General features: G+C 60.6%; 14 protein-coding genes. 3 read left to right on the top strand and 11 right to left on the bottom strand.

Translation table 11 applies throughout. The annotated features are described in order from the left end of the window. Nucleotides 1-203 precede the first annotated feature (203 nt). The 3 genes from xseB to P0592_RS19635 all read right to left on the bottom strand — a co-directional run bounded on the left by xseB (nt 204) and on the right by P0592_RS19635 (nt 1,684). Nucleotides 204-386, bottom strand: coding sequence for an exodeoxyribonuclease VII small subunit (gene xseB / locus P0592_RS19645; protein ID WP_008458693.1), 183 nt, complete (start codon nt 384-386; stop codon nt 204-206). Between the two features lie 2 nt (nt 387-388). After that, complete coding sequence (gene xseA, locus P0592_RS19640) at nt 389-1,441, bottom strand: exodeoxyribonuclease VII large subunit (RefSeq protein ID WP_276274191.1); 1,053 nt, start codon at nt 1,439-1,441, stop codon at nt 389-391. A gap of 75 nt (nt 1,442-1,516) precedes the next feature. Next, nucleotides 1,517-1,684 (bottom strand): DUF1931 domain-containing protein, encoded by a 168-nt coding sequence (locus tag P0592_RS19635; RefSeq protein WP_211087823.1) that lies wholly within the window; start codon nt 1,682-1,684, stop codon nt 1,517-1,519. A 137-nt stretch (nt 1,685-1,821) separates the two neighbouring features. Here P0592_RS19635 and P0592_RS19630 point away from each other — a divergent pair, with 137 nt between their 5' ends. Next, nucleotides 1,822-2,124, top strand: coding sequence for a PadR family transcriptional regulator (locus P0592_RS19630; RefSeq protein ID WP_276274190.1), 303 nt, complete (start codon nt 1,822-1,824; stop codon nt 2,122-2,124). A gap of 136 nt (nt 2,125-2,260) precedes the next feature. On the opposite strand, the gene P0592_RS19625 is transcribed toward P0592_RS19630, so the two are convergent. Next, nucleotides 2,261-2,404, bottom strand: a complete 144-nt coding sequence (locus P0592_RS19625) for a YHS domain-containing protein (RefSeq protein ID WP_276274189.1) — start codon at nt 2,402-2,404, stop codon at nt 2,261-2,263. A gap of 256 nt (nt 2,405-2,660) precedes the next feature. Between P0592_RS19625 and P0592_RS19620 the strand changes: the two genes are divergently transcribed. Next, entirely contained in the window at nt 2,661-4,076 is a 1,416-nt protein-coding gene (locus P0592_RS19620; protein ID WP_276274188.1) for an ABC1 kinase family protein, read from the top strand. 3 nt (nt 4,077-4,079) lie between these two features. On the opposite strand, the gene P0592_RS19615 is transcribed toward P0592_RS19620, so the two are convergent. From P0592_RS19615 to P0592_RS19580, 7 genes are all read right to left on the bottom strand, one after another. Next, nucleotides 4,080-4,763 (bottom strand): class I SAM-dependent methyltransferase, encoded by a 684-nt coding sequence (locus P0592_RS19615; RefSeq protein WP_276274187.1) that lies wholly within the window; start codon nt 4,761-4,763, stop codon nt 4,080-4,082. Further along, nucleotides 4,756-6,624, bottom strand: coding sequence for an ABC1 kinase family protein (locus P0592_RS19610; RefSeq protein WP_276274186.1), 1,869 nt, complete (start codon nt 6,622-6,624; stop codon nt 4,756-4,758). The genes P0592_RS19615 and P0592_RS19610 overlap by 8 nt, the downstream gene beginning before the upstream one ends. After that, nucleotides 6,624-7,946, bottom strand: a complete 1,323-nt coding sequence (locus tag P0592_RS19605; RefSeq protein WP_276274185.1) for an SRPBCC family protein — start codon at nt 7,944-7,946, stop codon at nt 6,624-6,626. The genes P0592_RS19610 and P0592_RS19605 overlap by 1 nt, the downstream gene beginning before the upstream one ends. 52 nt (nt 7,947-7,998) lie before the next feature. Continuing rightward, the gene (locus P0592_RS19600) at nt 7,999-9,117 is read right to left on the bottom strand and encodes a succinylglutamate desuccinylase/aspartoacylase family protein (protein ID WP_419181150.1); all 1,119 of its coding nucleotides are present in this window, start codon (nt 9,115-9,117) and stop codon (nt 7,999-8,001) included. A 10-nt stretch (nt 9,118-9,127) separates the two neighbouring features. After that, the gene (locus P0592_RS19595) at nt 9,128-10,234 is read right to left on the bottom strand and encodes a saccharopine dehydrogenase family protein (RefSeq protein ID WP_276274184.1); all 1,107 of its coding nucleotides are present in this window, start codon (nt 10,232-10,234) and stop codon (nt 9,128-9,130) included. Beyond that, entirely contained in the window at nt 10,231-12,543 is a 2,313-nt protein-coding gene (locus P0592_RS19590; RefSeq protein WP_419181152.1) for a copper-translocating P-type ATPase, read from the bottom strand. Before P0592_RS19590 ends, P0592_RS19595 begins: the two co-directional genes overlap by 4 nt. Before the next feature lie 106 nt (nt 12,544-12,649). After that, complete coding sequence (locus P0592_RS19580) at nt 12,650-12,847, bottom strand: heavy-metal-associated domain-containing protein (protein WP_276274330.1); 198 nt, start codon at nt 12,845-12,847, stop codon at nt 12,650-12,652. Nucleotides 12,848-12,978: 131 nt separating this feature from the next. Between P0592_RS19580 and P0592_RS19575 the strand changes: the two genes are divergently transcribed. Next, nucleotides 12,979-13,578 carry an AsnC family transcriptional regulator gene (locus P0592_RS19575; RefSeq protein ID WP_276274329.1) on the top strand — a complete coding sequence of 200 codons (600 nt, stop codon included), beginning with the start codon at nt 12,979-12,981 and terminating at the stop codon, nt 13,576-13,578. Nucleotides 13,579-13,684 lie beyond the last annotated feature (106 nt).

The raw sequence follows: 13,684 nt of genomic DNA, 5'->3' as shown, positions 1-13,684 counted from the left end.
ACGTGCGGGTATGGGTATGCACCGGCTGAATCCCGGTACATGTTGACACGGTAGCTGGAAAGCTAGTAAATATTTTCTGGCCAACACGGGCGCAATAATCTAAAGTAAATTATAATCGATAGACTCGTTCACTACGGATAATAGAGTTAACCAACATGAGCGGATGTTGCGAACAGAGTGTTGGTTAAGATTGATGCGAAGTTCTACTCGATTTCGACGACGTCCCCACTACCCTCGTCGAGGATTTCCCGCACCTCGGCCAAGAGTTCCTGACCCTCGTCGTGTAGCCGCGTACCCTCCTCGAGGTCACAGTCATCGGCATCGAGTTGTTCGATTATCTCCTCGACGCGGCTCAGGCGGTCGTGAATCGCTGAATCGTTTGCCACGCTTAGAGCACCCCCAGCCACAGCGCAGTGATGATCAGCAGCAACAACAGCAACATACCGATGGCGGCTTTGTAGTAGATCGGCGGAAGACCCTCGGGAGCGGCCGCTTCGTCGACTGCTTCGGCGAGTTCCTGTTCGTGTTCGTGTTCCTGCTGGAACGTTTCGTACGCGGTCTCAAGCTGTTGCTCCATCGGCTCGATCTCGCTCGCGATGAACTCCTCACGTGAATTCGCGGTATACTCGCCGGCGGCCGTCGGCGTGATCGTTGCGACATCCGCCACCTGATCGGCGATGAGTCGGTCGTCAGTGTGCCCGATCGCGGTGACGATGGGCGTGTTGGCGGTGAAGATGGCTTCCGCGACCCGTTCGGTGTTGAAGGCTTGGAGGTTCGAATCACTGCCACCGCCGCGGCCGACGATGATGGCGTCGACGTCCTCCGAGCGGTCGAGATGGTGAATGCCGTTCGCGATGGACGTCGGGGCGTTCGACCCCTGGACGGTTGCGTCCTTCACCAGGATGTCGAGGGTGGGGTCCTGTCCGTGAATCGCGTTCTGGATGTCGTACCGGGCGTCTCCTCGAAGGGACGTGACGACGCCGACCCGCTCCGGGAACGCCGGCGGTTGCTGTTTCTGCTCGTCGTCGAACCAGCCACGCTCTTCGAGTTCGCTTCGCAGTCGCTCCACGGCAGCCGCCTGGTCGCCGTCGCCGACGACGATCACCTCCCACGGTTTGAGGTCGATTTTCCCACCTTCGACCCAGTAGTCGATATCGCCCTCGAGGATGACCTCGGTGCCGTCTTCGAGGCCAGCATCCATCTCTCGATAGCGGTTGGCCCAGATCATACAGGGGAGTTCGGCGTCGCCGTCGGTGAGCGTGAAGTAAAGCGCCGTACTGTTCTGGTGGAGGTCAGTGACCTCCCCGATGCAGCGGACGCCGTTGAGGGCAGGCGTGTTCTGGATGACCGACGCAATCCGGTCGTTCAGCTGTGACACGCTGAGAACCTCTCTCGCATCGGGTTCGACCGCCTGCCGTTCGGTATCCGGTGCGTCCGCCATCTCCGTTTCCTACATTCTGATCAGGAACCTCAAAAAGCTACGTTCGAGGGGCGGGGTTAGCTGCGTTACGCAGGCTTACAGATCGCGTGGCTGGACCGTCTTTCGGTCGTTGGCCTCGGCACGCTCTGCGGCGTCGTCGAGCAGTTCGGCGACCTCTTCGTTGAGGGAATCGTAGAAATCCGCCGAGACGTTGTGGTCCGAGAGTGCGTCCTTCACGGCTGCTTTGACGATTAGGTCAGACATTCCATCGCGGTGTTCTCCTGTACACTATATAAAAGTTCGAACTTTTCACGCGAGAATTTGGTCAATAGGAGCTGATAATCCGCCTGCGCGCACCAGAGAGCACATATGCAACCCGTCAAAAGTAGGGGAACAGACGGATGCACGATTTAACCGGGTTCCAGCGGGACATCTTGTATGTGATTGCCGGGCTCGAGGAACCACACGGGCTCGCAGTCAAGGACGAACTTGACGACTACTACGAGCAAGAGATCAATCACGGGCGGCTCTACCCGAATCTCGACGACCTCGTCGACAAAGGCTTACTGGAGAAAGGGGAACTCGATAAACGAACCAACGTCTATACAATCACACAGCGGGGGGTGCGCGAAATAGAGGCCCGACGAGACTGGGAGAACCAGTATCTTGAGACTGGGGAACTACAGTCCTTATTACAGAGATAATCCGGACCCGAGAGATAACCTGCCCTCAAGTCGATACGGAGAGTCGTAGTGATACACGAGGACGAAACCCCCCTACTGTCCGGGGTGACTGTGAGATATCGTATTTCGGCGACCAATAGGGCGATCAGCCTGAAGATTACTCCGTATACACCGACGGCTGTTCCTCGAATCGCTGTCGACACTCGTCGCTACAGAAATAGTACACCGTCCCATCGTGCTGGACAGTGGCGACTGCGTCGCTAAATGAGAGTTCCATTCCACAGACTGGGTCGGTTGGCATTCGAGATTCGGGTTAGATCCCCAGTCGAATGGTCATTTCGGAGTCGGTCCAACACGTATCTATTAGGGAATGACGGGCGAATTTCGTGCTGTCTCTGATGGCCAGATTTTCTCTTCGTCTACTCCGAATTCTGAGGAAGTTGTTCCCGTTTGTGATACTATTCCTTCGCGACCGGCGTCGGTTTTTGCTCTTTGGACGCTCACTTTCGCTCTCTCGAGAGACACACGAACAGCGTGCTCGCCGGCTTCGGGACGCCATGCTGGATCTCGGACCGACATTCGTGAAAATCGGACAGGTCCTCTCCACTCGCCCCGACGTCGTCCCTCAGGTGTACGCCGAAGAGTTCGTCACGCTGCAGGATGCGGTTCCGACGGGCCCATATCGCGAGATGATCCCCGCACTCGCCGACGATGTCGGCTATCACTCCTACGACGACTTCGATCCGGAACCGATTGCTGGTGGGTCACTGGCGCAGGTGTATAGGGCGACGTATCAAGGCGATCAGGTCGTCGTGAAGGTTCGACGACCGGGCATCAAAGACCTCATCGAGACCGACCTGCGCATCATCCGCCGACTCATCCCGCTGGTGATGCTGCTTGCCCCCGAGCGCCTCCAGTTTTCCCTCCGAAACATGGCCGACGACTTCGAGCGCATCATTCTGGAGGAACTCGACTTCGAGCGGGAAGCCCGGATGATGGACGAGATCCGGGCCAACTTCGAGAGTGACGGGAACGACACGGTCGTCATCCCACGAGTCTACGAGGATGTTTCTTCGGAACGTGTGCTCACGATGGCCTACGTCGAGGGGACGAAGGTCACCGACGTCGACGAACTCGAATCAGAGGGCCACGATCCCACCGAGGTCGCCCGAGACGTCGCGAACGCGTACTTCACGATGGGCCTCGAACACGGCGTGTATCATGGTGACCCTCATCCCGGCAACCTCGCTGTCGACGAGGAGGGCCGTATCGTCTTCTACGACTTCGGGATGAGCGGGAGATTCACGCCCGCCATGCAGAACAGCGTCGTGAACCTCTACCTCGCCGCTGTCAATCGGGACGTGGACGGAATCATTGACGAGCTCATCGCGCTCGGCGCGCTCGATCCTGACGCTGATCGGGCTGCCGTCGGACACGTCCTCGAATTAGTCATCGAGGATTTGGAGGGCAGCGAAACTGTGGATTGGCAGCGGATCATCAGCGAAGTGACCGGGATGCTCCACGAGTTCCCGTTTCGCATTCCTCCCGACATCATGCTCGTTCTCCGGGTCGGCTCGATTAGCGAGGGTGTTCTCAGACAGCTTGATCCGGAGTTCGACTTCCTCGCTGCTGCACAGACGTTCCTCCGTGAGCACGGCTTCATGGAACGAGCGGCCCGGATGAAGCTCGCCGAGATGCGAGGTGAGCTCGAGGCGTCGCTCTGGGCCCTGCTTCGACTCCCGACGAAGCTCGAACGAGAGCTGGATGCACGAGCCGAGGAACGGACACGAACCTTCGCTCGGACGCAACAACAGGAGTCCCGCTCGCTCGGCTATGCGCTCCTTGCGGGGGCATCACTCATCGGAGCAGCGCTGCTTGCCGGTGTCGATATCACCTATTCATTGGTAGTCATGGGGGTCGCTCTCGTCTTCGCAATTCTGTTCCTGATCTCGTCTGATCAGCTGCCCCGATAATCATCACTTGTCTCGATACTGCTGCACGACTCGCGCAAGTAACGACGTCTCACTGTCGCGTTGGAGCGTCCCTCGGACCAACGGTACGACTCCGATGAAGTCGTCGTCCACTCTCGTGTAATCGACGAGTTCGAACCGATCGTCAGTCCGAAACACCTCGTCCGTCTCTCGATTCAGATGACAACCGCCGGCCACGGTGTGCCACGCTGGTGCGAGCACATCGTGGGCAATCCCAACCGTCCCGTCGCCCCGAACGTGTTCGAGGAATCGGAACTCACCGCCGGGCTTCAGCACCCGTGCGACCTCTGAGAGCGCGGCCTCGACATCGGGAATCGTACAGAACACGAGCGATGCAATCACCACGTCGAACGACTCGTCTGCGAACGGCAATGCTTCAGCACCGGCGTCCTCGACCGTGATATCGAGTTGGAGATCTCGCGCTCGCTCGATCGCCTGTCGCCGCATATGCGGATCCGGTTCAATCGCGGAAAGCGTGACTTCCGTACCGCCTGTCGTGGCCTCGCTGAAATAGGGGAACATCGCACCCGTCCCCGCACCGAGGTCCAAGATTGCACCGGAGATTCCACTCGCGAGATATCGCCGGTGCTCGGTGAATACAGTTCGTTCTGCCGGTCGCATCACCGGGTCGTACAGTCGTGCAAATATCGGATGATGGGGCTCAGTCATCGATGTCCTCCATTGTTGTCTCAGGTGTACTCTTGTCCCGTGATTCCGAGGCGTACGCCGTGTCGACGCTCTGGTTCAGTCGTGAGAGGAGCAATCGGAGTGCCGTCAATCCCGAAATGAGCGCCGCACGCGATTCGTGGTTCTGGTCCCAGAACTCCGCTGATGTGTACTGGTCCGTGTCGTCCTGCAACGTATCGATCATCTGGGAGAGTTCACCGGTCAGGAGCTTCTCTTCAATATCATCTGCATCGTCGACCGCGAGCAGGGGTACGGCGTCGGTTTCGCTCTGGATGTCGCTGCGTTCTTCGAGGCGCGCGAGTTCCGTCGCGAACGTCCGCAGTAACCCGAGTGCCGTCTCGAGAAGGACGTAGTGCTCCGGGTGGTCACGCCAGTACTCTGCGGATGTATACTCTGGCACGTCGTCCTGAATGTCCTGCAGCAATGCATCTATGTCGTCCGTCCAGACGTCGGCGAGCGCCTGAATCGCTTCCCTGCGAAACGCCGCCTCTTCAGGATCGGCTGCCGATGGCGCTTCTCCACCGACCCCCTGCCCGAGAAGGATCCAGTCGACGAGCTCACCCCACGCCCGGTCCATTGTGGCCCGGGGCGTCGCCTGCTTGGCGAGTTCCTCGGCGACGATTGGACGGATCTCTTCGCTGAAGCGGTAGTCGGGTGCGAGGACGAGCGTCAGCGATTCGGCCGTCACGACCGCCTTCGCCTGTAGCACCATCTCAGAAGGGAAGACAACCCCGTGTTCGGCGCCAGCGTAGACGATCTCCAGGTAGGTCTGTGCGAGACTTCGCTCGGAGAGATCCTTGTCGTAGAAGCGATCGAGGAGTACGTCGTACTGGTCGCGGTAGGCGTCGAGGTCCGCTTGGTCGGTCGAGTCGGCCATCTCGGTGAGGTGGTGGAAGGCTCGGTCGCGCTGCCGACGTGTGATGGCGATCCAGTACGCGAGGAATCGATCTCGTTGGGCCGTCGTCATCCGACCGACCATCCCGACGTCGAGGATCGCGATGCTTCCGTTCCGCTGGAAGAAGATGTTCCCTGGGTGGAGGTCGGCGTGGAAGAAGCCATCCGAGACGAACATCTTGATGAGCAGTTCTGAAAGGCGCTGGGCGAGCGTATGCCGACGTTGCTCGCTCACGGCATCCGGTACCTCTCCAAGTCGCATTCCCGAGACCTTCTCCATCGTCAGGACGCGCTTCGTCGTGTGACTCCAGGCGACCGCCGGGAACGTCACATCGTCCCAGTCTGCGAAATTCCGTCTGAACTCTTCGAGGTTGTGGCCTTCGACCTCGAAGTCGAGTTCTTTCAACGTCCACGAGGCGAACTCGTCGACGATCCGAGTCACGGGAAGCTGTCGTGGCGTCACTCCGAGTACGGACCCCAGCCGGGCGAGCGTCCGGACGATGCGGAGGTCCCGCTCCATACGCGGGCGAATATCTGGCCGCTGGACCTTCACGGCGACATCAGTCCCGTCATCTAACGTCGCGAAGTACACCTGACTCAACGATGCCGATGCAATGGGGTCGGTGGGGAACTCCTGGAATAGCTCCTCTGGTGGCGCGTCGAGTTCGGATTCGATGACTGCTCGTGCTTCGTGGTGGGGAAACGCGGGGACGTTCTCCTGTAAGTCTTCCAGTCGCTTTGAGACATCGGGCGGAACGAGATCGGGCCGCGTCGAAGCGATCTGACCGAGTTTGATGAACGTTGGCCCCAATCGGACGACGAGTCGATGGACGTGTTCTGGTAACGGTTCCGTACTGAATCTATAGCGAAGCGCTTCTGCGAGCGTATATCGAAGGATCTCTACGAACCGAGTGGTCGTTCGCACTCCCTCACGAACCCGTCCGATCATTATTCGTCCTCCTGGTCGGCGTGGGCCCAGAGCCGCTTCAGGTCGCGATACTCGCGCGTGAACTTCGGCGATGGGAGTGCGTCGGCGAAGACTTCCGACAGCTCGACGAGCAGCTCCTCGTAGGAGATCGTTCGGTCCGGTTCGAGCGTGAGCGCCTGGTCGGGCCACGGACGCCCCTCCTGCATGGGCCAGTCATGGGCGTACTGGCGATCTTCGTCGAACAGGTACGAGGTGTCCTCCTCGGTGAACTCGTCGTTTTCCATGAGCCGTTGGAATCCATCGGCTTCCTCGTAGATGTGGAAGGTCTCGAACTCGATGTCGAATCCCGGAAGCGTGCCGAAGCCACCGAAGACCGGGAGATACTCGACTGGAAGATCGACGTAGAGGACGTGGTACGCCGTCGTTCCGCCGTCTGCACGTGGCGTTAGCTGAAGCGAGGTCCCAAGGAAGACCTTCCCCCATTCAGCGAATGGTGCCCGCCAGGTGAACCGCCGATTCTGCTCACATTCGGTCACCACCCCGTAGTGCATCACGTGACGGTCACCGGGTTTTTCCCAGATGAGGAATCGAGAGCCAACGCCGCCTTCCTTCACGTCGAGCCACTCGCAGCCGACGTGAATATCGCGCGTCCAGTCAGCGTAGCGTGCGAATCGGGAGAAGGCGTTGAACACCTCGTTTGCGGGGGCGTCGAAGTCAACCTCACCGTCAGCGTAAAGCACGCGAACCCACTCGCCGTCCGAAATCCGGCCGGCCCAATCTGCGGCCACCATACGGTCTTCTGTGAAGAGGAACGACCGTTCGTCCTCCGGGATGTCGTCTTCCTGGAGGAGTGCATCGAGGCCCGTGAGTCGCGTCTCGAGGAACGTTTCGATGCGTTCCTGATGGAGACTCGCCGTGTCGGTGAAGCCGGCGAGAACGGGGAGGTGCTCCTCTCTTACGTCAAAGTATAACGTCTCGGTGACCGTCGTTGTCTCCTGTTTCGTCTCGTCGATATCGAGTATCGTCCCGAGATAGGCTCGCTGCCACTCGCTGAACGGTGCTCGCCACGCGAAGTAAGTGGGGCGATCTACATCGACGACTTCGCCGTAGTGTGCGAGGTGAGTAGTCCCCGGCTTGTCGTAGGCGATGAACTTCGACCCCGGTCCCGCTTCCTCGACGGTCAGCCAGTGAGCAGAGCCCTGTACCTCGGGTGCCCACTGATCGTACTGCGCAAACCGGGTGAACGCGTCGAAGAAGGCTTGCGGCTCTGATTGAATTTCGATGCTCGCTGTCGCGTGCTCGATTCGAAGGAACGACGGATCAACCGGGCTTTCACCGATCACATCGAACTCGGTCGTTGTTTGCTCGTTTCCACCGGGCCTATCGACTGTGAGTTTACGTCGTGTCATGAGAATCACCACCGTGTTCACCGTTCGGTTGTTGGCCGTGTTCTGCGTACCAGCGCGGTTCGGGCCACAGGAATCCGCCCTCGCGGTAGACGTCGAAAACGCCTCGCTCGATGTCGTCCCGGATGATGTCGGCAGTTTCCTCGTCGACGCTCACGAAGTGACACAGCGGGTGGCCCGGGTACGCTACTGCATTTTCGAGAACGCCGACGACGAGGCCAGTCGACGGTGCTCGAATCGTCTCGATGTCGTTCTTGAAGTGGTCTGAAATCGTGAACAGCGGCTCGTCTTCCTCAACGAGCGGGTGCGGACCCCACTCCATCTCGACGAGCCCGCCGGTCTCGGCGCGAAGCCACGTCTTCTCACCGTCGCGGGCGACCACGCGGGTCCACCCGGGCCAGGAGACTGGGTGGTCAGGGAGCACCTCGTGTTCGGCGAGAACGCTCGCGACGCAGTGGAGTGCCCGGTCGAGGTGCGCCGTCTGGAACCGGTGGGCGCGTCCCATCTCGACCGTGACCGTCGGAATACCATCCCGACAGGCCACACTCCGGAGCGTCCCACGTGAGCCCTCGCCGTCGAGGATGACGCTCGTGCCGAACGCCCGAGCGAGCCGTTCAACGTCCGGGTCGCGCATGTCGGCGCGGACGTGGTACATCGTCGTCCGATTGCGCGTCGACGTGTGGAAGTCGAGTCCGAGATCGCACTTCGAGATGAACTCTTCGTAGATCGTGTTCGCGAGCCGTTTGGCCATCGTGCTCCGGGCGTTCCCGGGGAACGACCGATTAAGGTCCTCGTCGTAGATGGGGATGTACCGCTGCTGAGCGAGAAAGCCTGGCACGTTCAACACGTGAAGGCAGACGAGCGCCCCGTGGAGGTCCTCGGGCTCGTAGCGAGCTGCGACCTCCTGGATGATCTTGACGCCGTTGAGTTCGTCGCCGTGGACGGCCGCAGTCAGGAAGACACACGGGCCGTCCGACGTCCCATTGATCACAGTGACCGGAATCTCGAGCGTGTCTCCGTGATACGTCTCACTACAGGCGAAACGGAATGCCTCCTTCTCCCCCGGCGCGATTGTGCGTCCACCCACGGAAACTGGCTGTGTCATCATCGGTCTCGCCTCAAAGTGTTGGAGTGAGTGTCTCGCTCGTTCCGCGAACTCGCTCGCTGTTCGTGAGACGGTATCCCCGTTCTCGCAGGACGTCGAGAATCGGTTCGGCATCCAGAATCTCGTGGACGTGGTGAACCCCGTCGGGAACCGTCGTATTGTGAATGGTCATCGCCACGGTTGCCGCGACGATGCCGGTCACTCGACTCTGTTCTCGGCCATCGATTGCGGTCATCAGTGTCTTCGCGGTCGAATCTTGCTGGCCATCGACCTCGACCGTCACGGCGAAGCCATCCCCGCCGACCGAGAGCGTCGAGACAAGTTCCGTCAATCGGTCGAGTCCGATCGCGTCGACGGCATGGCGGTACAAGCCGAGCCGCGAGAGGCCGTACGCCGCCGACGTGATCGCCCGCGAGTCGAAACACAGGAACGTTTTCGCTGGCACATCGAGCGTTCGATGGAGGACGTGCTGGTCCGCGAAGTCGAAGCTGTAGGCCCGGCGGCGACCGTACCGTGGAAATTCAATAGCCTCCGGTATGGCAAAGCCACGGACTGAACGGCTACCAGCCCCAGCAGGTATCGTGAACTCTCGACCGATTCGCTCGAGCGTCCACCGACTCGCCGCAGCCCCAAACGCTTCCCCGAGACTGAGGAGCACCCCGATTCGGATCTCCGAAACAGTAGACAGCTGGTTAGCCATGCGTTTCGCAAGCAGGTTCGTGACGCCGGGCGCGAGCCCGACGCTCAGTACCGCTGTCGCGCCGCCATCATGGGCGTTGTCGTCGAGCTGTTCGACCTTGCGGAAGAACTCGTCGGAGGCCGTGACGTCGATGTAGTCGATGCCTCGCTCCAGACAGGCCTCGACGAACACCGTTCCTGACTGGTCCACACACATCACGACCTGATCGACGTCTTCGAGGACACGGCCGTACGCATCCATCTCTTGGAGGTCGAATGCAACACCGGAGACGTGTTCACCGTACTCGGCCGCGACGGCTTTCGCCTTCGTTCCGTCACGGCCAGCGACGACCACAGAATCCGGTCCTTCGGATGAGGTGGCTAGTTCCTCTGCTATCGTGTGGCCGACCGACCCGTAGCCTCCGACGATCAGGGTTGTCATGCAGAGAGATCGACCCCTCTGAGTCGGCGGGCGTTGATCGCGACGATAATCGTCGACAACGACATGAACACCGCACCAATCGCTGGCGACAGCAGGATGCCGATGGGTGCAAGTATCCCGGCGGCGAGTGGGAGCGCGACGACGTTGTAGCCGGTCGCCCACACGAGGTTCTCCTGCATCTTCCGGTAGCTCGCCTTCGACAGACGGACGAGGCGAACGACATCGAGCGGGTTGTTGTCGACGAGGATGATGTCGCCCGACTCGATCGCGACGTCGGTACCCGATCCGATGGCGATACCGACATCGGCTCTCGTCAGGGCGGGGGCGTCGTTGACGCCGTCGCCGACCATCGCGACGAGTTTTCCCTCCGACTGGAGCTGCTCCACTTTGGTGTCTTTTTCCTCGGGCAGCACTTCGGCGAAGTACTGGTCGATACCGAGTTCTTCGGAGACCGCGCGGGCGACGTCTTCGGAGTCACCCGTCAGCATCGCCACCTCGATGCCCATCCCGTGGAGGGCCTCGATGGCCTGTCGGCTCTCCTCACGAATCACGTCCGCGAGGGCGAACGCCGCCACGACCTCGGACTCGTCTCGGATGAGGTAAATTACGGTCTGAGCGTTCGACCCAGCGTCCTCGGCGAAGGAGACGATCTCGTCGGATCGCTCGATACCGAGTTTCTCGATCAGGTTCGGCCCGCCGAGGTGGACTGTGTCACCGTCAGCGACGGCCCGGACACCGAGCCCGCGGAGGTTCTCGAAGTTCGAGACGCTCGCTCGCTGGACACCGCGTTCCTCGGCGGCGGTCCGGATGGCACGAGCGATCATGTGCTCGGAGTCGCCCTCGACGCCGGCGGCGATCTCGAGCGCTCGCTCTTCGTCCCACTCACCTGCAGTCTGGATGCCGACGACACCCTGCTCGCCCTTCGTGAGCGTCCCGGTCTTGTCGAACATCACCGTATCGAGGTTGCGGGCCTCTTCCATGGCGATGCGGTCGCGTATGAGCATCCCATTCTGGGCCGCGGTGGAGGTGTTGATAGCGACGACGAGCGGGACCGCGAGGCCGAGTGCGTGGGGACAGGCAATAACGAGAACCGTGACGACGCGTTCGAGGACGCCGATGTTGAATCCGACCGCGACGACCCACGCGACGGCCGTGATTGCGGCGACCCCGAGTGCGATGTAGAACAGCCACCCAGCTGCGCGGTCGGCGAGCAACTGCGTGCGGGACTTCGACTTCTGGGCCTCGTCGACCAAGCGCATGATGCCTGCGAGGGTCGTCTCGTCGCCGGTCTTCGTCACCCGAACCCGTAGGCTCCCGTCCTGGTTGACCGTGCCAGCGACCACTTCGGATCCAGGCTCTTTGTCCACGGGCCGGGACTCGCCCGTAATCATCGACTCGTCGACCGAGGACTCGCCCTCGGCAACTTCGCCGTCTGCGGGAACGGAAGCACCGGGACGGACGAGCACCACGTCGTCCTCTGAGAGTTCGGTGACCGGGACTTCCTCAGTATCCCCACTCTCGGTAACGCGCTCGGCGGTGTCAGGCATCAGTTTCGCCAGTTCGTCGAGCGCGCCCGAGGCCTGCCGGACCGAGCGCATCTCCATCCAGTGGCCCAGCAGCATGATGTCGATCAGCGTGACCAGTTCCCAGAAGAACGGCGTCGTCCCCTCGAGGAACAGGCTGGCGATCGAGTAGACGAACGCGACGGTGATCGCCAGCGAGATGAGCATCATCATCCCCGGCTCGCGGTTTTGGAGTTCCGTCCGGGCCATCGAGAGGAACGGCAGACCACCGTACGCGAAGACGATCACCGAGAGGACGGGCGTGATCCAGACGCTCCCGGGGAACGTCGGTGCCGTGTAGCCGAAGACGCCCTGGATGAATTCGCTGAAGAAGATGACCGGGATCGAGAGGACGAGCGACACCCAGAACCGCCGCCGAAACATCTGTTCGTGCCCCGAATGGTCGGTGTGGGCCTTGTGATCCTCGTGTCCGCCTTCGTGGCCGTGCCCACCGTGATCGTGGGTGTCGTGGTCGTGCTCGCCCTCCTCAATGTGACCGTGTTCATGTTTGGCGTGACTGTGCCCGGACGCGGTCTCGTGCTCGTGGTGAGCGTGTTCGTCTGTCTGTTCAGACTCTGGGGCGCTCTCGCTGGGCCGACCGTGGCCTGTATGTTCGGATGAGTCAGCGGTCGCTCGCCGTCCGCCGTCTGCTTCTAACTGGCAAATACGGCAGCAGTAGACGGTCTCCTCGGATTGAGCCTCCGGCGGAGATGCCTCGGAATGGTCGTGGGTTGAATGGTTACTCATGGGTTGAATGTTGGTACCGTCCCCCATTATTCTGTCCGGGCCACGAGACTACCGAGTGGGGGAACAGACTTGGAAGAGAACGGCGGGGTGCTCGTCCGTGAACGTCTCAGGCGTGGGCGGTGTATCCGGCGTCCTCGACGGCCTGCACGAGCGCCGTGGTGTCTGCGTCGCCCTCGACGCTCGCCTGCTCGGCGTCCCGATCGGCGGTGGCGCCAGTCACGCCGGAGACATCCCGAAGCGCCTCTTCGACCGTCTGTTCACAGTGGCCGCAGGTCATTCCCTCAACAGTGATGGTTGTCGTCATACAGTAGTATGTACGCACCCCTCTCTTATGCGAATTATCCCTTTGAATGGCCGGGTATTGGTTCGTCAAACTTTGGGATTGAAGGCATTTCTCCCCGTGATGCTTTAGTCCACTGCCCGTGTTGTTCCACCATGCGCGACCTCGACGAAACTGATCTCGAAATCCTGCAGCTACTGATGGCGAACGCTCGACGACCGTACAGCGACATCGCAGATGTCGTCGGCCTCTCGGCACCGGCCGTGTCAGATCGGGTCGCGAGATTACAGGACATGGGCGTCATCAATCGATTCACACTCGCCGTCGACCGTTCGCAACTCCGGTCCGGGATTCCAGTGCTGATTACGCTCAAGGTTGCCTCGACTGGTCCAGAGGTACCGTCAGGCAAAGAGTCCCTTCTGGAGGAGGGTGCGGTCGAGCACGTGTTTACGACGGCCGAAGCAGACCTCGTCGTCTTCGCCAGAGTTCCAGACAACGACATCGCGAGCTGGCTCTCCGACACCCTCGAGGAGGGAACGGTCGACGACTTCGGGGTAACGCTTCTGGCAGCCGCCGACTGGTCGCCCGACCTGGGCGGGACGGAGTTCGCACTCACCTGTGCCCAGTGTGGAAATACGGTCGACAGCGAGGGAACGGCGACCCGAATCGGTGGGGAGCTATACCAGTTCTGTTGTCCGTCGTGCGAGGCTCGATTCGAGGAGAAATACGATCAACTGCAACAGGGCGCGGATTGAGCAAAGGTTGCCTCCCAGATCGCTTTGCATTCGAAGGTATCACACCGGACGCGCTGAACACCTGAAAGGGCAAATCGATTGAATAAGGGGTCCGTAGTACTAGTCA

The sequence above is a fragment of the Haloarcula litorea genome, assembly GCF_029338195.1.
GTDB classification, from domain to species: Archaea; Halobacteriota; Halobacteria; order Halobacteriales; family Haloarculaceae; genus Haloarcula; species Haloarcula litorea.
Note: the sequence above shows the minus strand (reverse complement) of the source record. Positions and strands in the feature narration are given on the sequence as shown.